Origin of the sequence: Mesorhizobium sp. DCY119, assembly GCF_003590645.1 — a bacterium.
In the GTDB taxonomy this organism is placed as follows: domain Bacteria; phylum Pseudomonadota; class Alphaproteobacteria; order Rhizobiales; family Rhizobiaceae; genus Mesorhizobium_M.
On sequence record NZ_CP031834.1, the window covers coordinates 1,691,919 to 1,711,842 of the forward strand.

The 19,924-nt window shown below is 61.5% G+C and carries 21 protein-coding genes; 2 read left to right on the forward strand and 19 right to left on the reverse strand.

What is annotated here, in order from left to right; genetic code table 11:
* Positions 1-13: 13 nt before the first annotated feature.
* The 4 genes from DZG07_RS08180 to DZG07_RS08195 all read right to left on the reverse strand — a co-directional run bounded on the left by DZG07_RS08180 (position 14) and on the right by DZG07_RS08195 (position 4,100).
* Positions 14-574 (reverse strand): PQQ-dependent catabolism-associated CXXCW motif protein, encoded by a 561-nt coding sequence (locus DZG07_RS08180; protein WP_119815822.1) that lies wholly within the window; start codon positions 572-574, stop codon positions 14-16.
* A gap of 59 nt (positions 575-633) precedes the next feature.
* Positions 634-1,494: a substrate-binding domain-containing protein gene (locus DZG07_RS08185; protein WP_245429601.1), complete on the reverse strand. Its 861-nt coding sequence runs from the start codon at positions 1,492-1,494 to the stop codon at positions 634-636.
* Between the two features lie 5 nt (positions 1,495-1,499).
* The gene (locus DZG07_RS08190; protein WP_091917646.1) at positions 1,500-2,027 is read right to left on the reverse strand and encodes a c-type cytochrome, methanol metabolism-related; all 528 of its coding nucleotides are present in this window, start codon (positions 2,025-2,027) and stop codon (positions 1,500-1,502) included.
* A gap of 171 nt (positions 2,028-2,198) precedes the next feature.
* Positions 2,199-4,100 (reverse strand): methanol/ethanol family PQQ-dependent dehydrogenase, encoded by a 1,902-nt coding sequence (locus tag DZG07_RS08195; protein WP_091917645.1) that lies wholly within the window; start codon positions 4,098-4,100, stop codon positions 2,199-2,201.
* A gap of 676 nt (positions 4,101-4,776) precedes the next feature.
* Between DZG07_RS08195 and DZG07_RS08200 the strand changes: the two genes are divergently transcribed.
* The gene (locus tag DZG07_RS08200; RefSeq protein WP_162931579.1) at positions 4,777-5,121 is read left to right on the forward strand and encodes a hypothetical protein; all 345 of its coding nucleotides are present in this window, start codon (positions 4,777-4,779) and stop codon (positions 5,119-5,121) included.
* Positions 5,122-5,183: 62 nt separating this feature from the next.
* Here the strand turns inward: DZG07_RS08200 and DZG07_RS08205 are convergent, their stop codons facing one another.
* The 6 genes from DZG07_RS08205 to DZG07_RS08230 form a co-directional block, all read right to left on the reverse strand.
* Positions 5,184-6,023 (reverse strand): quinoprotein dehydrogenase-associated SoxYZ-like carrier, encoded by an 840-nt coding sequence (locus tag DZG07_RS08205; RefSeq protein ID WP_119815828.1) that lies wholly within the window; start codon positions 6,021-6,023, stop codon positions 5,184-5,186.
* 99 nt (positions 6,024-6,122) lie between these two features.
* Positions 6,123-7,082 carry a quinoprotein relay system zinc metallohydrolase 2 gene (locus tag DZG07_RS08210; RefSeq protein ID WP_119815831.1) on the reverse strand — a complete coding sequence of 320 codons (960 nt, stop codon included), beginning with the start codon at positions 7,080-7,082 and terminating at the stop codon, positions 6,123-6,125.
* A gap of 32 nt (positions 7,083-7,114) precedes the next feature.
* Complete coding sequence (locus DZG07_RS08215) at positions 7,115-7,855, reverse strand: ATP-binding cassette domain-containing protein (protein WP_119815834.1); 741 nt, start codon at positions 7,853-7,855, stop codon at positions 7,115-7,117.
* Complete coding sequence (locus DZG07_RS08220) at positions 7,824-8,657, reverse strand: ABC transporter permease (protein ID WP_119815836.1); 834 nt, start codon at positions 8,655-8,657, stop codon at positions 7,824-7,826. The genes DZG07_RS08215 and DZG07_RS08220 overlap by 32 nt, the downstream gene beginning before the upstream one ends.
* Positions 8,654-9,646, reverse strand: coding sequence for an ABC transporter substrate-binding protein (locus DZG07_RS08225; protein WP_119815839.1), 993 nt, complete (start codon positions 9,644-9,646; stop codon positions 8,654-8,656). Before DZG07_RS08225 ends, DZG07_RS08220 begins: the two co-directional genes overlap by 4 nt.
* Before the next feature lie 44 nt (positions 9,647-9,690).
* The gene (locus tag DZG07_RS08230) at positions 9,691-9,918 is read right to left on the reverse strand and encodes a hypothetical protein (RefSeq protein ID WP_245429602.1); all 228 of its coding nucleotides are present in this window, start codon (positions 9,916-9,918) and stop codon (positions 9,691-9,693) included.
* A 359-nt stretch (positions 9,919-10,277) separates the two neighbouring features.
* Between DZG07_RS08230 and DZG07_RS08235 the strand changes: the two genes are divergently transcribed.
* Positions 10,278-10,658 (forward strand): cytochrome c family protein, encoded by a 381-nt coding sequence (locus DZG07_RS08235; protein WP_091917637.1) that lies wholly within the window; start codon positions 10,278-10,280, stop codon positions 10,656-10,658.
* A 71-nt stretch (positions 10,659-10,729) separates the two neighbouring features.
* Here the strand turns inward: DZG07_RS08235 and gph are convergent, their stop codons facing one another.
* The 9 genes from gph to tkt all read right to left on the reverse strand — a co-directional run bounded on the left by gph (position 10,730) and on the right by tkt (position 19,890).
* Positions 10,730-11,431, reverse strand: a complete 702-nt coding sequence (gene gph / locus DZG07_RS08240) for a phosphoglycolate phosphatase (RefSeq protein WP_119815842.1) — start codon at positions 11,429-11,431, stop codon at positions 10,730-10,732.
* Positions 11,428-11,985: a thioredoxin family protein gene (locus DZG07_RS08245; protein ID WP_119821520.1), complete on the reverse strand. Its 558-nt coding sequence runs from the start codon at positions 11,983-11,985 to the stop codon at positions 11,428-11,430. The genes gph and DZG07_RS08245 overlap by 4 nt, the downstream gene beginning before the upstream one ends.
* 19 nt (positions 11,986-12,004) lie before the next feature.
* Positions 12,005-12,691, reverse strand: a complete 687-nt coding sequence (rpe, locus tag DZG07_RS08250; RefSeq protein WP_119815845.1) for a ribulose-phosphate 3-epimerase — start codon at positions 12,689-12,691, stop codon at positions 12,005-12,007.
* Positions 12,692-12,754: 63 nt separating this feature from the next.
* A complete protein-coding gene (gene cbbX / locus DZG07_RS08255) occupies positions 12,755-13,696 on the reverse strand; it encodes a CbbX protein (RefSeq protein ID WP_119815848.1) in 942 nt (313 codons plus the stop codon).
* 75 nt (positions 13,697-13,771) lie between these two features.
* The gene (locus DZG07_RS08260) at positions 13,772-14,206 is read right to left on the reverse strand and encodes a ribulose bisphosphate carboxylase small subunit (RefSeq protein WP_091917632.1); all 435 of its coding nucleotides are present in this window, start codon (positions 14,204-14,206) and stop codon (positions 13,772-13,774) included.
* A gap of 15 nt (positions 14,207-14,221) precedes the next feature.
* The gene (locus tag DZG07_RS08265; protein WP_091917631.1) at positions 14,222-15,715 is read right to left on the reverse strand and encodes a ribulose-bisphosphate carboxylase large subunit; all 1,494 of its coding nucleotides are present in this window, start codon (positions 15,713-15,715) and stop codon (positions 14,222-14,224) included.
* Between the two features lie 22 nt (positions 15,716-15,737).
* The gene (gene fba, locus DZG07_RS08270; RefSeq protein WP_091917630.1) at positions 15,738-16,817 is read right to left on the reverse strand and encodes a class II fructose-bisphosphate aldolase; all 1,080 of its coding nucleotides are present in this window, start codon (positions 16,815-16,817) and stop codon (positions 15,738-15,740) included.
* A gap of 3 nt (positions 16,818-16,820) precedes the next feature.
* Positions 16,821-17,870, reverse strand: coding sequence for a type I glyceraldehyde-3-phosphate dehydrogenase (gene gap / locus DZG07_RS08275; protein ID WP_119815851.1), 1,050 nt, complete (start codon positions 17,868-17,870; stop codon positions 16,821-16,823).
* A 13-nt stretch (positions 17,871-17,883) separates the two neighbouring features.
* Positions 17,884-19,890 carry a transketolase gene (gene tkt / locus DZG07_RS08280; protein ID WP_119815854.1) on the reverse strand — a complete coding sequence of 669 codons (2,007 nt, stop codon included), beginning with the start codon at positions 19,888-19,890 and terminating at the stop codon, positions 17,884-17,886.
* Positions 19,891-19,924: the final 34 nt, after the last annotated feature.

A 19,924-nucleotide genomic window follows, 5' to 3' on the forward strand; every position in this document is an offset into this window, starting at 1 on the left:
ATCCGTTCCGAAACTATCCGCCAGCCAGCGGCTTCTTCTCCTCCAGCGGAAATCCTGCTTTTTCCCAGCCATCGGCACCCGCTGGATACCAGATCACCGAGCTGTGACCCCATTCGATCGCGCGCCTGGCAGCATTCCAGGACATCCAGCAATCGGTCATGCAATAAAACAGGATAGGGCGGGCCTTGTCGTTGCCGGTATGCGCCGAAAGGCCGTCGCGGAAATAGGCTTCCTGTTCCTTCGTCAAGGCGCCGTAGCCGACATTGGCAAGCCACACGCTACCGGGAATGTCGTTGCGGGTCTTGTCGCGCCAGATCGTGCCGGCAGGCAGGTTTGCCGGCTTGGGCGTGTTGGGCATGACGTCGAAGAAGACCGCCTTCTTTTCCCGCCATAGGGCTTCGGCCTCGGCCGTCGTCACCACCTGCGCGCCGTGCAAGGTCTCAGGCGTGGGGGCACGATATTCGTCCGTGCGGTAGCCGTCCGGCTCGGCGACATCGCCGGCGAAAGCCACCGGCAGATGCATCGAACTCAAAAGGCCCGCAACGAGCAGCAAGATCGTTCCCTTTCTTTTCATCGTCTTCGGCATTTCCGCCTTGGCGCCGGTAGCCTGTTGCTGCCGGCTGATTTCAGCCTCTATTCCGTAATCGGTTGGTCGCGCTCATCGAGCAGCGGCACGTTGTATTCGAGCAGGAGCTTGTTGATCTCGCCCTGATTGTCCTTGATGAAGTTGTTCAGCGTGCGTTTCCATTCCTGGTCGGACGGGCGCACGCCCATGGTGATGCGATAGACCATGCGCGAGCCGGTCTTTTCCTTGACCAGCGGCACGACGGCGAGATCGGCATTGGCCTGCTTGGCGTAGTAGCCTGCCATCGGTCCCCACAGCACGGCCACATCGATGACCCCGGCAAGCATGTCCTTGATCATGACCTCGGCCATGGAGGGAGCCAGCCGGGTGTCGACCATCAGTGGGTAGTTCTTGGCCTTCTTCATCAGCTTGGCGGCGGCCATGTTCGCCGATGGCGGCGTGCCGCCGACGATGCCGAGCCGCTTGTCGGCAAGCTTGGGATCCTCGATCGTCTCGACGCCGTCGAGATCGCCGCCCTTCTTGTAAACCATCACATAGGTCGAGCGGTAATAGGCGTTGGTGTTCTGCACCAGCTCGTCGCCCTGGGCATAGCCCATGATGATGTCGCAACGATTGGCGCGAAGCGTGTTGCGCACGAAGCCGGTGGCCATCGGGAACCACGTGTAGGCCACGGACTTGCGCCCGAGCTTGGCGGCGACGAGTTCGGCGAGCTTGTTTTCAAAACCCTGGCCGTTCTCGTCGGTGAAAGGCATGTTGGAGGGGTCTGCGCAAACGCGCAGCACGTCCGGGTCGACCAGTTCGCCGGCTGCACCCAGGCCGGCACCTTGAGCGAAGGCGGAGCCGGGCAGGGCGACCGTCAGTGCCAGGGCAGCTGCGGCCCACCGGAAACGGGGAAATTTGTGCCCCAATGCCATCATCCACCCATGCATGAAGATTCGTGGTCTTTTGCGGCCTGCGGCTTGTCGGCTTTCTTGGCCGGACGTCCGCGTGGCAGGTCGCCGACGGCGCGGGCGCGCAGGTAGACGTAGAGGTCGTCCATGTAGCAATAGACGTTCTTGTTGTCGCCAAAGGCCGGCATCACATTTTCCTTGCCGCCGCCGACATTCTTGCGGCCCTCGGCAACGACGGAAAGGAAGGTTCCGTAGTCCATCGTCTTGAGCGAATCGGCCAGTGCGGGCGCGTAGCTCGAACCGACGCCGTCCGGGCCGTGGCAGACGTGGCAGTCCGAATTGAAGCGGCGATAGCCGCTGAATGTGTACCAGTCGACAGTGCCGTCGTCCTGAATCTTGTATGTCGGGTTTCCATCCGCATCGACATATTTCCCGTCATCGTCGGAGACTGCCGCCGCCTTCTCCTTGCTATCTTGTGCTTGTGCCGGACCAGTGCCGGCGACCGCAAGAAGGGAGAGGGCGAGAGCGGAGAGTACGATGCGAACAGACATTCAAAACCTCATGTTTCAACGCGTCACGGCACGAACCGTTTTTCGAAGTTTCTGCGCGGCACGTGCTTATGTCAGTGAAGGCGAGAGCCCGGGACGGATTGTCGGTTCGTTCCGGGCTCTCGTTACTCAATGCCTTGCAAGCGCAAGGTTCAGTCGTTCAGCTCCGGACGATCAGTCCGGCAAGCCGAAGACGGTCAGCTGACCACCGAGCGTGGTGTATTCAGCCAGTCCGGCGTAGCCACCGACGGCACCAAGACCTGCCGTGCCGACCACTGCTGCTTCGTCGCCCTGGGCGCGGCCCTGATCGACGGCACCGTGCCATGCAGCGGCGTTTTCAGGCGCCATCAATCCGCCAGCCAGACCGATGCCGGCCCAGCCGCCAACGCCCGACAGAACGGCAATGTACTGCTTGCCCTTATGCTCGAACGTATTGATGTTGCCGATGATGCCGGAAGGGGTCTTGAACTTGTAGAGTTCCTTGCCTTCCTTATCGACTGCCTTGATGTAGCCTTCGAGCGTGCCGTAGAAGACGACGTCGCCTTCGGTGGCGAGAGCGCCTGACCAGACCGAGAACTGCTCGGGCTTGGACCAGACGATTTCACCCTTGGCGGCGTCCCAGGCGATGAAGTTGCCCATGCCGCCGTGGCTGTCAGGTGCCGGATACATCGACACCGTGGCGCCGACGTAAGGCTGACCAGCGGTGTAGCTTACCCGGTAGGGCTCATAGTCCATGCAGACATGGTTGGTCGGCACATAGAACAGACCGGTCTTCGGCGAATAGGCTGCCGGCTGCTGGTCCTTCGTGCCGAGTGCCGCCGGGCAGATGCCCGTCGAGTTGGTGTCTTCGCCATTCTGCTGGGTCGAGTATTTGGCGACGACCTGCGGGCGGCCATACTGGTCGCTCTTGGGGTCCATGATGACTTCCGTCGCCCAGTTCACCTTCGGGTCGTATTTCTTGGCGACCAGAAGTTCACCGGATTCACGATCCATCGTGTAGGCGAAGCCGTTACGGTCGAAATGCACCAGAACGTCATGCTTCTTGCCGTTGACGTCCATGCCGTCGACAAGGATCATCTCGTTGACGCCGTCATAGTCCCACTCGTCATGCGGGGTCATCTGATAGAGCCACTTGGCTACACCAGTATCCGCATCGCGGGCCATGATAGTCATCGACCAGCGATTGTCGCCGGGCCGCTGCACAGGGTTCCAGGTCGAAGGATTGCCGGTGCCGTAGTAGACGAGGTTCAGCTTCGGATCATAGGCATACCAGCCCCAGGTCGCGCCGCCGCCCGTCTTCCACTGCTCGCCTTCCCAGGTGTTGGTGCCGGAATCCGGGCCAACTGGCTTGCCGAGCTGCGTGGTCTTTTCAGGATCGATCAGCGTGTCCTTGTCCGGGCCCATCGAATAGGCCTTCCAGGCAACCGAGCCGTCCTTCAGGTTGTAGGCAGCAGTCCAGCCGCGAACACCAAATTCACCGCCGGAGATGCCGATGATGACCTTGTCCTTGACGACCATTGGTGCGGCCGTGCCGGATTCGCCCTTGCTGCCGTCGGCAGCATCGCCGTTCTTGACCGACCATGCGACCTTGCCGGTCTTGGCGTCCAGCGCCGTAACCGTCGTGTCCGCCTGGTTGATGATGATCTTGCCGTCACCGTAGGCTACGCCGCGATTGACCGTGTCGCAGCACATGATCGGGATGACGTTCGGATCCTGCTTGGGTTCGTACTTCCAGAGAATCTTGCCATCGTTGTTCAGGTCGAGCGCGTAAACGATGTTCGGGAAAGGCGTGTGCACATACATCACGTCGCCTATCACAAGCGGCCCGCCTTCATGGCCGCGCAGCACGCCGGTGGAGAACGTCCACTTGACCTGCAGGTTCTTCACATTCTCGGCAGTGATCTCTTTAAGCTTGGAGAAGCGGGTATTGGCGTAGTCGCCCGTAGGCATCGCCCAGTTCTTGGCGTCGTCCGCCAGTTTTATCAAGTCGTCGTTGGCCAGTGCTCCATAAGCCGTGGTGCAGGTCAGAAACGCCGCGGCTAATGAGATGTACTTAGCTTTATTGAGTGCACGCATTCGAAATCCTCCCGGGGTTCACAATCAGGAATCGACCGTCGCGCCCACGAGGGCTTGCCCAAGCGATTCATGTGGGGGAAGTATTTCCGGCAGCGTGTCACGACCTAAGCCAGATAAGCAGAGGGCACCGTTACCGCCCACCTCACTTGGCCTACGAAAGACTGTCGCCGCTCCCTAATGACGGTGACGCCCTTGAAGCCGGAAACAAGGAAAGGCTATGTCATAAAAATTTTCATGGCAAGCAGAAACCTCCAATTTTATATTGCAGTGCAATATAATAAATACTGCATCGCAATATAAATGATTCTAGACTTGTATGAAGTTAATATTAGAGAAAAATTGCCTTTGTGATGGCACTGATAGGCTCAAATTCTATCATTGAATGATCTATAAAGAGAAGCTGGATCGTATTTCTTTCTTGTATATTTAGAGTTTTCGCACCTGCAAGCATGGAGTGTATCGAGTAAGCCAAACTAGTGCCGATGGATGAAACAATGGCTTGATTTCGATTTTTTATGGTTGCGATGCATGCCGCTGAAACGGGGTCTTTAGAGGCATTTGACGCCCATTCAGAGCTTTCAGGGCCCCGATCGCCACATCCTCCTTTGGTCCTATATGGCAAGTTGACCGATCGGATCACATATTGCCAACTGGCAAAACACGGGAGGATTTGACCATGTTTTCGAGATTGCCGATCTTTCTGGCTACGGCCGTCACCCTGGCGGGAATCGTCCCGTCCTATGCGGAGAGCGACTATCCCACCTCGGCCCTGGCCGACTATGTCTATGGCTGCATGAAATCCAACGGCGAAACCCGCGACATGCTCGATCGCTGCTCATGCTCTATCGACGTGATCGCCTCGGTCATTCCCTATGACCATTACGTCACGGCTGAGACCTTCAAGCGCATGGGCCTGACCACGGGCGAGGCGTCCGGGCTGTTCAAGGAGAGCGCGGTGGCAAAGGCGTCCCTCACTGAGCTGAAGAGGGCGCAGGCGGAAGCCGACATCCGCTGCTTCTGAGAGGCTGCCTGCTAACTCTACTCTGCCGGCCATCTGACGCGGCAGAGCGAGTTCTCAAGAGCTTATAGTCCCGTCGCCTCCAGCGGCCACTGGTTGCGGAACACGTTGCCGTCGGTGTCGGTTGCCTCGACGCGGATTTCGTCACTTCCGGCCGGCTTGTAGTCGAAGCGGAAATTCGGATCCTCGGAAATCGAAATCCCACCCTCCATACTCAGGATCTGGCGATCTCCTTGAGAAATCAGCAGCTTCTGGACGAAATGCGGCGGGATGAAATACTGGGTGATCGGGTCCTTCTGCAGTCCCGAATTGTTCGGATGACGAATCATCAGCTGCAATTCCGGGACTTTGGAGCCGCTCGAGGCATCCTCCGCGAACTGGCGCAATTTCATCTGGCCCATGGTCTTCTTCGCCTCGTCCGCGTTCTTGACCGCCGGTGCCGAGCAGCCGCCGGATGCCTTGACGTAGGTCTGGACCATATGGAGCTGGCCATCCTGCGTCTCGGCAATCGCGCGGATGTAGGAATAGTCGTTGACCCGCATGCGCGTCGCCAGATGAGTGATGCCGGAATCCTTGCCGAACTGGAACGTCGCCGCGACCGGGGCGGGATTGACGTCGACGATGACGGTTATGGCTTTCACGCCGTCCGGCGCCTTTGCCGGGTCGATATAGATATCGATCGGGACAAGGGCTGCGTCCTGCGCGCGCTTGGGTGCCTCAAGCCTGATGAGGCCGGTGTCGAGCTGGATCGCGCGGTCGCCAAAGACATCCGGCTTCAACCCGTCCCATATCTTGCTGGCGGGCGGGCTGGCGGTTTCCGCATACGCTGCCCACGGCAAGCTGCCGGCCATGCCGACAAGGCAAGCCGCTACCGCCGCTATTCGCGCGTGACGTAGAATGTGCATTCCAATGCCTCCACCAGGTCGAGAGGTGGTGCCCAGGCTGATCGAATGATAGTCCTCGATCGATGCCTTGGCAAACGGGCTGTCTTTCACCTTACCGTGTCATTCCCATTCGAGTTCGGCATAGGCGGCGGTGGCGTTGCGCTGGTTGTATTCGTCGAAAAGCGCCCAGTTGTCCTTCTCGCTCAAGCCGGCTGTCTGCACTGCCTCGCTGAGCGGCGTACCGCCAGCAATGGCCTCGCGCAGATCGGTGGCCAGCGCCTGGAAATAGCGAAGCTCAGGAACAAGCGCGTCCGGCCAGTCCGACGGAACCGGGCCATGGCCCGGAACGGCGCGTGCCGCCTTGATATCCGTCAACGTGCCAAGCTGATCTATCCAGCCGAGAAAGGAACCGTCCAGCGTCGGCAGGTGACCCCTGAAGACGAGGTCGCCGGTAAAGAACGTCCTGGTCGCCGTGTCGAAAACGGTGAGATCATTGTCGGTATGGGCGGGCTTCCAGGCGCGCAGCTCGATGCTGCGTCCGCCGAGGTCTAGCGTCATCGGGTCGGTTACGACGACCGTCGGCGGCACGATCTCGATGCCTTTCATAAGACCTTCGCCGATCTGGTTACGGTAGCTTTGAAGGTAGAACTCGCCTCGTGCTTCCAAAGCGCGCGGCAGGTTGTGATGACCGACGATCGTTGCGCCGATGTCGCGGAAGGCGGCGTTGCCGAAAATATGGTCGGGGTGCATATGCGTGCTGATCAGGTATTTGACCGGCCTGTCGGTGACCTCGCGGATCGCAGCGATGAAGGCTTCAGCCTCGATCAGGCTGCCGCCGCTGTCGATGACGGCAACGGCCTCCTTGCCGACGATGACCCCGAGATTGCAGATCGCGCCCTGGTTGGCCTGCGTCATCAACTCGTTCACGCCGGAGAAGGCGTAGATGCCGTCACCAATGTCCTTGAGCACGAAATCGCGGCCGGCGGCGATCGCCGGCAGGCAACAGGGCGGCAGGAAAGCGCCGGCGCCTACACAGGCAAATCCCTTGACCACTTGCCGCCGGAAAAGATCGGTTCTCATGGCTCAGCCTTTCCTGTTCGTTCCTGCCGGCATCACAACACATCCGCGAACTTTTCGCGAAAGGAACGTCCGAGATCGCTCATGACCTGCGGGTTGCGATATTGCCGCGGCAAACGCACATCGAAGATCCCGCGAACATGGCTGGGGCGGGGCGACAGAACGATGATGCGATCCGACAGCATCAGCGCCTCGCGCACATTGTGCGTCACCATCAGCGCCGTCGTCGGCCGGGCCGACCAGACGGATAGCAGGAGATAACGCAGCCGCTCCGCCGTCTGCTCGTCGAGCGAAACGAAGGGCTCATCGAGGAAAAGCACCGCCGGCTCGGTTGCAAAGGCTCGCGCCAGCGCCACCCGGCGCGCAAGCCCGAGCGAAAGCTCGGATGGATAGAGCGAGCGCATCGTAGACAGGCCAAGGGTCTGGAACAGGGAGTCGAGATTTGCCTGCCTCAGGCTCTTGGGCAGCGCCAGGCGGATGTTTTCTTCGACGGTGCGCCAGGGCAGGAGGGTCGGCTCCTGGAAGACGGCGGCGACGCGGTTGTGTTCGCCTTCGGGCAGTCGAAAAGAGCCGGTAAAGTCTTTTTCGAGTCCGAGCAGAATGCGCAGCGTCGTCGTCTTGCCGCAGCCCGATGGTCCGAGCAGGCAAGCGAATTCGCCATGCCGGACTTCGAAGGACAGGTCTTTCAGCGCCGTGACCGATACGCCTTGCGCCGAGCGGAAGGTCTTTTCGGCAATGTCTACCCTAAGCGGGGCGACGGCGCCAACGGGTTGCATGTCGTTCAAAGGGCTGCACCAGAAGAAGTTCGATGAGGAGCATGATCGCGACGAAAGTCAGCGTGTAGGCAAGGATCGCGGCGACGTCGAAAAGCTGGAAGTAGAGATAGATCTGGAAGCCGACGCCGTTGGAGCGGCCGAGCAGTTCGACCACCAGCACGATCTTCCAGATCAGCGCGATACCGGATCTGGACCCTGCGGCGAAATAGGGCTGAAGCTGCGGCAGGAGAATGTGGCGGACACGGTCGAGCGCGCTGAAGCGATAGACCTGTGCCATCTCGCGATAGCGCGGATCAAGCGCACGGGCGCCTTCGCGCATGGTGACGATGACATTCGGTATCTTGTTGATCGCAACGGCGCCGATGGCCGCGACTTCGTTGAGGCCAAACCAGATATAGGCAAGCACGATGATGACCAGCGCCGGCACATTCAGGAACAGGATGACCCAGGCGTTGAAGAACTGGTCGGCGCGCCGATAGGTGCCGAGGGCGATGCCGATGACAGAGCCGATCGTCATCGCCAGCACGAACGAGGCGGCGACGCGGGCGAGCGTCATGCCGAGATGGTATGGTAACTCGCCACTTACGGTGTCCTTGACCAGAACCTGCCAGACCTGACCGGGGTGCGGAAAGGCCCTGCTCGGCCACATCGTTGCGGCGAGGCTCCACAGCAGGAAGAGGCCGACCAGCGAGATCAGGACCGTCAGTGCGGGCGTCAGCGCTTGTCCGAGGGCGCTTGAATTACTGGATGACCTGCCCGGCTGGCTCTGCTGGTCCTCGGAATTCGCTTCGCGCAGTGTCATCTGGTCAATCCCGACCAGAACGTGCCCGGTGCCATTTCGCGCGCTTCTCCAACGAGCTTCTCGCCACCGACCGCGGCCAGGACGGCATACAATTTTGCGGCGTCGGCTTCTTCTTCGGCTATCGGCCGTGTCGGGATGCCTTCGCGGTAGCGGTCGCGAAGTTTTTCGAGTTCCTTGCCTTCCGCGCGCATCAGCGGTGCGAGGCGAAGCCATTCCCCGTCCGATTGCGCCAGCAGTTGCTTGGCAGCGGCGGAAGCCTTGACGAAACCGATGGCGGCGGCCTGGTTTTCTTGCGCCCATTTCTCGTGGAAAATGTAGCCCAGGGCTGACACCGCGCCTGTCGCACCCAGTGCCTTTGCTGCTTCATTCGCGCCGACCAGCCGGCGAAAGCCGTTGGCTTCGAGACGCGCGCAGAAATGCCAGAAGTTCAGTACCGCATCGAGTTCGCCATCCATCGCCTTTTCGGCAAGCAGCGGCGGTGCGCCGTAGACGATGTCGTTCTCAGTCGGCAGGTCGAGTTCGAAGTCGCGCTTGGCCATGGCCTGGATGAGAAGCCAGCTCTTGTCGATCGGCCCGCCGGCGACGCCGATCTTCTTTTCCTTGAGGTCAGAGACGGTTTTGACCGGCGAATCCTGCTTGACCATGATTGCGCCGACCGCGGTCGAATAGGGCACCAGCGTCAGATCTTCGCCGGACGAGCGCTGGCGCGACACCCACAGCCAGTCCGAAACGATCATGTCGACCTCACCTGCGAGCAAAGCGACGTTGGTGGCGTCCTCACCGGCGAAATTGACGACGTCCAGCTCGATGCCGTTGGCGGTGTCGAGCTGGTGCTGTTTTATCGTGTCCAGCTCCCAGCTGACCGTGCCGAATTTCAACACGCCGATGCGAACCTTGCCGGCGGCATAGCCGGAGCCGCAGCGCGACGCAAAGACGCCGGTCAGCCCGAGAGCTGCCAGTCGTAGGATGTTGCGTCGTGAAATCAGCAAATCGTCTCCTCCCAAAGACAGGCCGATGGATCAGGTATCCGCAGTCAGATCGCGCGCCCCTTGTCGGGGAATGCGCATTTCCAGCGAACGATCTTGAACGTTGGGTGCTCGCTCGACCATTTTGCCAATTCGGCCGGAGCCAGGATCATGCATTGCATGAGAGAGCCATGGCTCTCGAAATAGAGATGTTCGTCGCGGCAATTGCCGGGGTTTGCGGTCAGGCAAACCGTCAGGACGAGATCGACCATATCCATTTCAGCACCTTTCGCCATTGTTGGCGCTCGCCCATGATCGGCCCGGCGGATGTCACATCCGGTTCCGATCGCCCGTTGCCCGCGTTTCCCCAAGGTGCCATTGGGAAACCTTGGGAAAGGCTACGCGTTCACCCTTATTGCGTCAATAACGATGGCCGAAGGGAACTTGTTTCACTTGGCGCAAATGCGCAGGGCAGCACCTTGGTATGATTGACTTCCGGCATTCACCGACTAGCTTCCCTTGTCGCGAGTGCCGCAATTCCAACAAGGGATGGCTGGATACTCCGCATACCCGCATCAAAAGGGCGAGCCGGCGGGAGGAAAAGAGCGGCATCGCCCGTCGTTCAGGGCACCCTGACGATCAATGGGGAAATACCATGCGCTCAATTGTACTTTTCGCAGCCCTATCCACCGCCAGCATGCTGGTCAGCCACGCCCAAGCGCAGGACGCAGCCGCCGGTGAGAAGGTCTTTGCCAAATGCAAAGCCTGCCATGTCGCCGATGAAGACAAGAACAAGATCGGGCCTTCGCTGCACGGCCTGATCGGCCGGACGGCGGGAACCCATGAGGGGTTCAAATATTCGCCGGCCATGGTCGCTGCGGGTGCGGGTGGGCTCGTCTGGGACGAGGCCCATCTTAAGGACTATCTGCATGATCCGAAGGCGAAAGTTCCAGGCACGAAGATGGCGTTCCCCGGCTTGAAGTCGGATGACGATATCGCCAATGTCGTCGCATATCTGAAGCAATTCACGCCGTAACCACAAGGTTGACGAGCGCCGCCCCCGAGGCATCCCTCGGGGGCGGCAGTTCTCGTATGTGGCGGCGGGGGTCAGGCGGCGCTTCGAAGCCCTTGCAGGGCGGTCGGCAAGTCTAGCAGGCTGTCACAGACCATATCGGCGCCAAGTTCTTCCACCGGAACCTGCGTATAGCCGCCACGTACCAGAACGACCGCCATGCCGGCGGCGCGTGCTGCCCCGACATCTGCCGAACTGTCGCCGACCATCAGTGCGTCGGCCGGCTCGACGCGAAGCCGCTCCAGGGCCAGGAACAGCGAGTCGGGCGCAGGCTTCTGGTGGCTGACGGCATCGCCGCCGACGATCGCGCCAAGCTGGTCGGTAAACCCGAAATGCAACAGGACCTCACGGGTCGCCAGTTGCGGCTTGTTGGTGGCAACGCCAAGGGCTACGCCGGCAACGTGGAAATGCGCGACCGTCTCCTTCGCGCCCGGCATGAGGGTGGTTAGCTTGGTCAGATGCCGCCGATAGATCGGCGCCATGTCGCGGTTAGCCTGCTCGAGGGCTGCGCCGTAGAGCGGCATTCCCGATGCCGTAAAGGCGCGCTCGACAAGCTTTTTGACGCCATGTCCTATCATCGATTTGGCTTGTGCCAGCGAAAGCGGCAGCAGGTGGCGTGTCGCCAGAAGCTCGTTGACGGCAGCACCTATGTCGGGCGCTGAATCGACCAGCGTCCCATCGAGATCGAAGATGATGGCCTTCGGAAAGGCCAGGGAAGTTCCCGTCTCGCCGCTCATGCGGTCTCCTTCCATTTTATGGAGCAACCTATCGAGGTGATCTGTTCAACCGGGCCATCGCCCGTGCGGGCGACCTGCTTCATCGCCTCATAGAGATCGCGCCTGAGGCCTGGCGGTCCGGCTTCCTTGCGCGAGGCGTCAAGACGGCCGCGATATTGCAGCGTCAGATCGTTGTTGAAGCCGAAGAAGTCCGGCGTGCAGGCAGCGCCATAGGCGCGGGCGACGCTCTGATCTTCGTCATAGAGATAAGGAAAGGTGAAGTGGTGCTCGGCGGCGAAGAGCTTCATCTTGTCGAAGGAATCGTCCGGATAGGCATCCGCGTCGTTGGAATTGACGGTAACGAAGCCGATGCCTTCCTTTTTCAGGTCGGCGGCATCGCGCACGATGCGCTGGATGACGGCCTTCACATAGGGGCAATGGTTGCAGATGAAGGCGATGACCAGCCCGTTCGGGCCGGCCTGATCGAACAGCGAATGGGATTTGCCGTCGGTGCCGCGAAGCGTGGCATCGACAGCCGGCCATCCGAAATCGCAAACGGGCGGCGTTGATGCCATGGTGCCCTCCTGATCAATCTTACGCCGCTTTGCGCACGGCGCCATCCGCCGCCTCGCGAATGGCAGCGATGTTGGCGCGGTAGGCGGCTTCGGTGCCGCCCTTGAAGACAGCCGAGCCGGCGACGAGGACGTTCGCGCCCGCGGCAGTGACCAACGGCGCGGTTTCCGGCGTCACGCCGCCGTCGATTTCGATGTCGATCGGGCGGTTGCCGATCAGCGCCTTGACGCGCTTGACCTTCTCCACCACGGCTGGAATGAAGGCTTGGCCGCCGAAGCCGGGGTTTACGGTCATCAGAAGCACCAGATCGAGCCGGTCGAGCACATATTCGATAACGCTTTCAGGCGTCGACGGGTTGAGCGAAACGCCGGCCTTCTTGCCGAGATTTCGGATCGCCTGCAGCGAACGGTCGAGATGCAGGCCCGCCTCTGCATGAACCGTAATGATATCGCAGCCGGCATCGGCGAATGCCGCAAAGTAAGCGTCGGCGGGCGCGATCATCAGATGGCAGTCGAAGACCTTGTCGGTGCGATCACGAATTGCCTTGATGATTGGCGGGCCGAAGGTGATGTTGGGCACGAAATGGCCGTCCATGACGTCGAGATGAATCCAGTCGGCGCCGGCGCGGACCACCGCCTCGACCTCGTCGCCGAGGCGCGAAAAGTCGGAGGACAGGACTGAGGGGGCGATGATTGTGTTGGCGGTCATGTCTCGTTCTCACCTTATTTGCACGGCGTTTGCCAGTCACATTGCCTTACTGATTGCGACGCCTCAAGGAACCGCGCCGTCAACCGGATCGCCGTCGAGCTTCCCTTCCACGAAAACCCGGCTGCCGCGGATATCCGGCTCTTCTATTGTGATCAGATCGAGCCTGGTCAATTTTTCGCTCCGCCCGGCGAACAGGCGGTTGGCCTGCCGGAGGCGTGCCCGGTCGAGCGCGTTGCGGATCGACCTGGCGTTGGAAAAGTGGGGCAGCTTCATCCTGAGAGGGATGTATTCCTCCAGCGCTGCCGCCGCACCTTCGCTCAACCGGTAATTCTGGCCAGCCAGCATGATCTCGGCAATCGATTTGAGTTCGACGGGACTATAGTCGGGGAAATCAAGATGATGGGCAATGCGCGAGCGCATGCCCGGATTGCTGTTGAAGAAGCGGTCCATCTTGTCCTTGTAGCCGGCGAGGATGACGACGAGATCGTCGCGGTTGTTTTCCATGCACTGCAACAGGATTTCGATGGACTCCTGACCGTAGTCCCGCTCGTTTTCGGGCTTGTAGAGATAGTAGGCCTCGTCGATGAACAGCACGCCGCCCATGGCGCGCTTGATCACTTCACGCGTCTTGGGCGCGGTGTGGCCGACATATTGCCCGACAAGATCGTCGCGGGTGACCGAAACCAGATGTCCTTCGCGCACATAGCCCAGCCGGTGCAGGATCTCCGCCATACGCAGCGCCACCGTGGTCTTGCCGGTGCCGGGATTGCCGGTGAAGTTCATATGCAAGGTCGGCGTTTCGGCGGAAATGCCGAATTTGCGGCGCAAGCGGTCGACGAGCAGGAGGGCAGCGATTTCGCGGATGCGTGTCTTGACGGGTACCAGCCCGACAAGGTCACGATCGAGCTTGTCGAACACGTCATCGATGCTCGATGCCTCGAACTCTTCCTGCAGATTGACCGTTTCATCGTCGCCGACGGCCGCCTGATCCAAGCTGCTCAACATGGCGCACTCCTGTTTGTGCCGGGAAACCGCCTGGCAACGCTGCTCCAATCGCCGGAGCAGCGTTGCAAACGGCTGCTACGATCGCTCGCCTTCGGGCCGATCGGTCGCGTAGGGAACGATGGAGTAGCCCTGGCTGCGGCCGTCGCGCTCCTGGCGCAGCAGGCGGAAGCCCGGTTCGTTCGGCGGCCGGTTGACGATGAACGACATGCGCGGCGCTTCCCAGCCCTTGCTCGAGTCGAATGCGGTGACGCGGATGTACATATTGGGCAGCGCTTTGCGGCAATTGTTGATTTCCATCAGGATGCCGGCGGGATCCTTCAGGTCGAACATCGGATTGCCGTACATCTCCCAATAGGTATTGCGGGGATGCGGATCGTCGGAATATTCGACGCTCACGGCCCAGTGGTTCTTCAGTGCGTATTTGATCTGCGCCGAGATTTGCGCGTCGGTCAGGTCGGGCAGGAACGAGAACTGTCCCTGCGTGACCTTGTTTCCGGGATTGGTCATCATGGCTATGGTCCTTCCTTAGAAGCTCGGGGTCGCGGTCGGCACGAAATCGGCGGTGTCGGTCGATTCGTAGTTGAAGGTCACGTCCTTCCAGGTCGTCAGTGCGGCCTTCAGCGGCGAGCACCATTTTGCCGCGTCTTCGAGGATTTGCGGGCCTTCGCGCAGATAGTCGCGGCCCTCGTTGCGGGCGAGGATCATCGCTTCCAGCGCCACACGGTTGGCCGTTGCGCCGGCCTGAATGCCGTCGGGATGGCCGATGGTGCCGCCGCCGAACTGCAGCACCACATCCTCGCCGAGGTAGTGGATGAGCTGGTGCATCTGCCCGGCATGAATGCCGCCCGAAGCCACCGGCATCACCTTGTTGAGCGAGGCCCATTCCTGGTCGAAGAACAGCCCGGTCTCGAGGTTCTGCGGCGTGCGTTCCTCACGCAGCGTATCGTAGAAGCCCTTGATCATCAGCGGGTCGCCCTCGAGCTTGCCGACGACGGTGCCGGCATGGATGTGGTCGACGCCGGCCATACGCATCCACTTGCAGATGACGCGGAAGTTCATGCCGTGGTTCTTCTGGCGTGAATAGGTCGAGTTGCCGGCGCGGTGCAGGTGCAGGATCATGTCGTTCCTGCGCGCCCACTTGGCCATCGACTGGATCGCCGTGTATCCGATGACGAGGTCGATCATGATGATGGCCGAGCCGAGCTGCTTGGCGAATTCGGCGCGTTCGTACATCTCCTCCATGGTGCCGGCGGTGACGTTGAGATAGTGGCCCTTGACCTCGCCGGTCGCAGCCGACGCCTTGTTCACCGCCTCCATGCAGTAGAGGAAGCGGTCGCGCCAATGCATGAAGGGCTGCGAGTTGATGTTCTCGTCATCCTTGACGAAATCGAGCCCGCCTTTCAGCGCCTCATAGACGACGCGGCCATAGTTGCGGCCGGAGAGGCCGAGCTTGGGCTTGGTCGTGGCGCCGAGCAGCGGCCGGCCGAACTTGTCGAGCCGCTCGCGCTCGACCACGATGCCGGTCGCCGGGCCCTGGAAGGTCTTCAGGTAGGCGACGGGGATGCGCATGTCTTCCAGACGCAAGGCCTTCACCGCCTTGAAGCCGAAGACGTTGCCGATGATCGATGCCGTGAGGTTGGCGATCGAGCCGGGCTCGAACAGGTCGAGGTCGTAGGCGATGTAGGCGAAGTACTGCTGTTCGGTCTTGGTGCCGGGACCGGTGTTGGGCACCGGTTCGGAACGATAAGCCTTGGCGCGATAGAGTTCGCAGGCGGTCAGCCGATCGGTCCAAACGACGGTCCAGGTCGCCGTCGAGCTTTCGCCTGCGACCGCGGCGGCTGCCTCCTCATGGTCGACACCAGGCTGCGGCGTGATGCGGAACATCGCTATCAGGTCGGTGTCCTTCGGCCGATAGTCCGGCTCCCAGTAACCCATCTGCTTGTAGGGGAGAACACCGGAGCGATAGCGCTCCTTGCCTTCCTTGAGCGTTCCAGTCGTGTTTATGTCCACCTTGTTCATGACAAATCTCCTTCTGGTTGCTTCATGCTGCCTTGGCAGCCGCGATATGCGGGTCGAGTTTTCCCGCGGCGTAGCGTTTGGCCATCTCGTCGAGCGCGATGACCTTGATCTTCGAGGCGTTGCCGGCGGTGCCGAAGCGTTCCAGCCGGTCGCGGCATAGGTCGCGCATGGCGTCCATCGCCGGTTTCAGGAATTTGCGCGGGTCGAACTCGTTCGGGTTTTCGGTGGCGATGCGGCGGAACTGGCCGGTCATCGCCATGCGGCAGTCGGTGTCGATGTTGACCTTGCGCACGCCGTGGCGGATGCCGCGCTCGATCTCCTCGACGGGCACGCCATAGGTCTGGGGCATCTCGCCGCCGAACTTGTTGATGACGTCCTGCAGTTCCTGCGGCACCGAGGAGGAGCCGTGCATGACGAGATGGGTGTTCGGCAGCTTGTGATGGATCTCCTCGATGACGCGCATGGCAAGGATGTCGCCGTCGGGCTTGCGGGTGAACTTGTAGGCGCCGTGCGAGGTGCCGCAGGCGATCGCCAGGGCGTCGACCTTGGTGCGGGCGACGAAATCGACCGCCTGGTCGGGATCGGTCAGCAACTGGTCGTGCGACAGCACGCCTTCCGCGCCGTGGCCGTCCTCGGCCTCGCCATGGCCGCTTTCGAGCGAGCCGAGCACGCCGAGTTCGCCTTCCACCGATGCGCCGACCCAATGGGCCATGCGCGAGACGCGCTCGGTGATGGCGACATTGTAATCATAGCTCGCCGGCGTCTTGGCGTCGGCCTCCAGCGAGCCGTCCATCATCACCGAGGTGAAGCCGTGGCGGATGGCGGTGAGGCAGGTGGCTTCGTTGTTGCCGTGGTCCTGATGCATGCAGACCGGTATCTGCGGATAGATCTCGGCCAGCGCGTCGATCATCTTGGCCAGCATGATGTCATTGGCGTAGGAGCGCGCGCCGCGTGACGCCTGGATGATGACCGGCGCGTCGCAGGCCTTGGCCGCCTCCATGATGGCGAGGCCCTGTTCCATGTTGTTGATGTTGAATGCCGGCACGCCGTAGCCATGTTCGGCGGCGTGGTCGAGCAATTGCCTCAGCGTGATGCGCGCCATGGATCAGGCCTCCTCTTTCGTTCTGATGTCTTGCTTGATGGGTTCGAGCGTGCGGCCGATGGCGACGGCCGTGTCGGCCATGCGGTTCGAGAAGCCCCATTCGTTGTCGTACCAGGACATGACCCGGACCAGCGTGCCCTCGATGACCTTGGTCTGGTCGAGCGCGAAGGACGACGAGGCTGGATTGTGGTTGAAGTCGATGGAGACCAGCGGTTCCTCGACGACCGAGAGAATGTGCTTCAGCCGGCCCTTGGTCGCTGCGATCATCGCCGCGTTGACTTCCTCGACGGTGGTCGGGCGCTTCGGGACGAATTTGAAATCGATGACCGAGACGTTCGGGGTCGGCACTCGGATCGAGACGCCGTCGAGCTTGCCGTTGAGTTCCGGCAGGACCAGGCCGACAGCCTTGGCCACACCCGTCGAGGTCGGGATCTGGGAGAGGGCGGCGGCGCGGCCGCGGTAGAGATCCTTGTGCATGGTGTCCAGCGTCGGCTGGTCGCCGGTGTAGGAGTGGATCGTCGTCATGAAGCCGCGTTCGATGCCGATGGCGTCGTTCAGCACCTTGGCGACCGGCCCGAGGCAATTGGTGGTGCAGGAGGCGTTGGAGATGACGATGTGATCCTTGGTGATCTTGTCGTCATTGACGCCGTAGACAACCGTGAGATCGGCGCCGTCGGCGGGTGCGGAAACCAGCACGCGCTTGGCGCCGGCGGTGAGATGCGCTGAAGCCTTCTCCTTGGAAGTGAAGATGCCGGTGCATTCCAACGCGATGTCGACGCCGAGTTCGGCATGCGGCAGTTCGGCCGGGTTGCGGATGGCCGTGACCTTGATCGGTGGCAGGTCATCGACCTCGATCGTGTCGCCCTTGACCGTGACGGTGCCGGGGAAGCGGCCATGCACGGAGTCGTAGCGCAGCAGATGGGCGTTGGTCTCGACCGGGCCGAGATCGTTCACTGCGACCACCACGATATCGGTCCGTCCGGACTCGATGATGGCGCGCAGGATGTTGCGGCCGATCCGGCCAAATCCGTTGATTGCGACGCGAACTGCCAATTTCCCCTCCCGTTCAGATGATGAGCCGCCGGGCCGCGTCGGCGACCGCTTCAGGCGTGATGTTGAAATGCCGATAGAGATCGGGTGCCGGCGCACTTGCGCCGAAGCCGGTCATGCCGACGAAGGCTCCGTTGTCGCCGATCCAGCGGTCCCAGCCGAGGCGGGCTGCGGCTTCGACCGCGACGCGCGGGGCCGAGCCGAGAACCGACTTGCGGTAATCCGCATCCTGTTCCTCGAAGAGTTCCCAGCAGGGCATCGAAACGACGGCAGCAGCAAGTCCATGTTCGGCCTGCAGTTTTTCGGCGGCTGCAACGGCTATCTCGACTTCCGAGCCGGTGGCTATTAGCGTGGCGGCGCGCAGGCCGTCCGTCTCGCGCAGAACATAGGCACCGCGCGCCGAGCGGTTTTCGTCGGTATGCGCCTGGCGCAGCATCGGCAGGTTCTGGCGCGACAGCACGAGAACGCTCGGCCGGTCCTTGGACTTCAATGCCAGTTCCCAGCACTCCGCCGTCTCGATGATATCGGCGGGGCGGAAGAGGTTCAGGTTCGGCGTCGCGCGCAGCATCGCCAGATGCTCGACGGGCTGATGGGTGGGGCCGTCTTCGCCGAGCCCGATGGAATCATGCGTCATGACATAGATGACGCGCTGCCCCATCAGCGCCGACAGCCGCATTGCGCCGCGCGCATAGTCGGCAAAGCAGAGGAACGTGCCGCCATAGGGCACGAAGCCGCCATGGAGCGCGATGCCGTTCATGGCTGCGGCCATGCCGTGTTCGCGGATGCCGTAATGGATATAGCTGCCGGCATAGTCGCTTGGCGCGACGCGGTTCATGCCCTTGGTGATGGTCAGGTTCGAGTGGGTCAGGTCGGCGGAGCCGCCGACGGTCAGGTCGGTTGCAGTGTTGATCGCACCGAGTGCCATTTCGGAGGCCTTGCGGGTGGCGACCTTAGTCGCCTTCTCGAAATGCTCCTTGCGGAAGGCGTCGAGCGCTTCGAAAAAGGCGTCGGGTAGCTCGCCGGCGATGGCAGTCTCGAAGGCCTCGCGCTGTGGCGAGCCGTCGAGGCGCTGTTCCCAGATGCGGCGCTTCGCTTGCCCACGCGCGGCTATTCCACGCCAGGCATCGAGGATGTCTGCCGGCACATCGAACGGGGCAGAGGACCAGCCGATATTTTCGCGCGTGGCGGCGATTTCGGCATCGCCTAGCGGCGCGCCATGGGTCTTTTCCGACCCCTGGAGATTGGGCGCACCCTTGCCGATCAAGGTCTTGCAGGCGATCAGGGACGGGCGGTCGGATTGACGGGCATTCTCGATGGCCTCGGCAATCGCTTCGGCATCGTGGCCGTCGATCGACTGGACATGCCAGCCGGCTGCTTCGAACCGCGCGGGCTGGTTCATCGAGGTGGAAAGCGAGGTCGGCCCGTCGATCGAGATAGAGTTATCGTCCCAGAACACGATCAGGCGGTCGAGCTTCAGATGGCCGGCAAGGTCGATTGCCTCGTGGCTGATACCTTCCTGCAGGCAACCGTCGCCGGCAATGACATAGGTATGGTGGTCGACGAGATCGTCGCCGTGGCGGGCGGCGAGCATGCGTTCAGCTAGCGCCATGCCGACGGCTGTGGAGATGCCCTGGCCGAGTGGGCCGGTGGTGGTCTCGATGCCGAGCGCGTGGCCATATTCCGGGTGGCCGGCAGTGCGGCTGCCCAGCTGGCGGAAGCTCTGCAGCTGCTCGATCGGCATGTCGTCGTAGCCGAGCAGGTAATGCAGTGCATATTGCAGCATCGAGCCATGTCCGGCCGACAGCACGAAACGGTCGCGGTCGGGCCAGCGGGGATTTGATGGATCGATGGCGATGAAGCGGTTGAAAAGCACTGTCGCGACATCGGCCATGCCCATCGGCATGCCGGGGTGGCCGGAATTGGCCTTCTGCACGGCGTCCATCGCCAGCGCGCGGATGGCATTGGCCATGTCGCGTTCGGAAACGGCAGTTTCGGGGGCGGTCCTGATGGCGGTCTGGCTCATGACACGTTTCTCCGGTTCCGCGAGCGGATCCTCA

Bases quoted from the DNA above. Each gene is read 5' to 3' on its own strand.
- DZG07_RS08180 (WP_119815822.1), bottom strand. From the start codon at position 574: ATGAAAAGAAAGGGAACGATCTTGCTGCTCGTTGCGGGCCTTTTGAGT.
- DZG07_RS08190 (WP_091917646.1), bottom strand. From the start codon at position 2,027: ATGTCTGTTCGCATCGTACTCTCCGCTCTCGCCCTCTCCCTTCTTGCG.
- DZG07_RS08195 (WP_091917645.1), bottom strand. From the start codon at position 4,100: ATGCGTGCACTCAATAAAGCTAAGTACATCTCATTAGCCGCGGCGTTT.
- DZG07_RS08200 (WP_162931579.1), top strand. From the start codon at position 4,777: ATGTTTTCGAGATTGCCGATCTTTCTGGCTACGGCCGTCACCCTGGCG.
- DZG07_RS08205 (WP_119815828.1), bottom strand. From the start codon at position 6,023: ATGCACATTCTACGTCACGCGCGAATAGCGGCGGTAGCGGCTTGCCTT.
- DZG07_RS08210 (WP_119815831.1), bottom strand. From the start codon at position 7,082: ATGAGAACCGATCTTTTCCGGCGGCAAGTGGTCAAGGGATTTGCCTGT.
- DZG07_RS08215 (WP_119815834.1), bottom strand. From the start codon at position 7,855: ATGCAACCCGTTGGCGCCGTCGCCCCGCTTAGGGTAGACATTGCCGAA.
- DZG07_RS08220 (WP_119815836.1), bottom strand. From the start codon at position 8,657: ATGACACTGCGCGAAGCGAATTCCGAGGACCAGCAGAGCCAGCCGGGC.
- DZG07_RS08230 (WP_245429602.1), bottom strand. From the start codon at position 9,918: ATGGCGAAAGGTGCTGAAATGGATATGGTCGATCTCGTCCTGACGGTT.
- DZG07_RS08235 (WP_091917637.1), top strand. From the start codon at position 10,278: ATGCGCTCAATTGTACTTTTCGCAGCCCTATCCACCGCCAGCATGCTG.
- gph (WP_119815842.1), bottom strand. From the start codon at position 11,431: ATGAGCGGCGAGACGGGAACTTCCCTGGCCTTTCCGAAGGCCATCATC.
- DZG07_RS08245 (WP_119821520.1), bottom strand. From the start codon at position 11,985: ATGGCATCAACGCCGCCCGTTTGCGATTTCGGATGGCCGGCTGTCGAT.
- rpe (WP_119815845.1), bottom strand. From the start codon at position 12,691: ATGACCGCCAACACAATCATCGCCCCCTCAGTCCTGTCCTCCGACTTT.
- cbbX (WP_119815848.1), bottom strand. From the start codon at position 13,696: ATGTTGAGCAGCTTGGATCAGGCGGCCGTCGGCGACGATGAAACGGTC.
- DZG07_RS08260 (WP_091917632.1), bottom strand. From the start codon at position 14,206: ATGATGACCAATCCCGGAAACAAGGTCACGCAGGGACAGTTCTCGTTC.
- DZG07_RS08265 (WP_091917631.1), bottom strand. From the start codon at position 15,715: ATGAACAAGGTGGACATAAACACGACTGGAACGCTCAAGGAAGGCAAG.
- fba (WP_091917630.1), bottom strand. From the start codon at position 16,817: ATGGCGCGCATCACGCTGAGGCAATTGCTCGACCACGCCGCCGAACAT.
- tkt (WP_119815854.1), bottom strand. From the start codon at position 19,890: ATGAGCCAGACCGCCATCAGGACCGCCCCCGAAACTGCCGTTTCCGAA.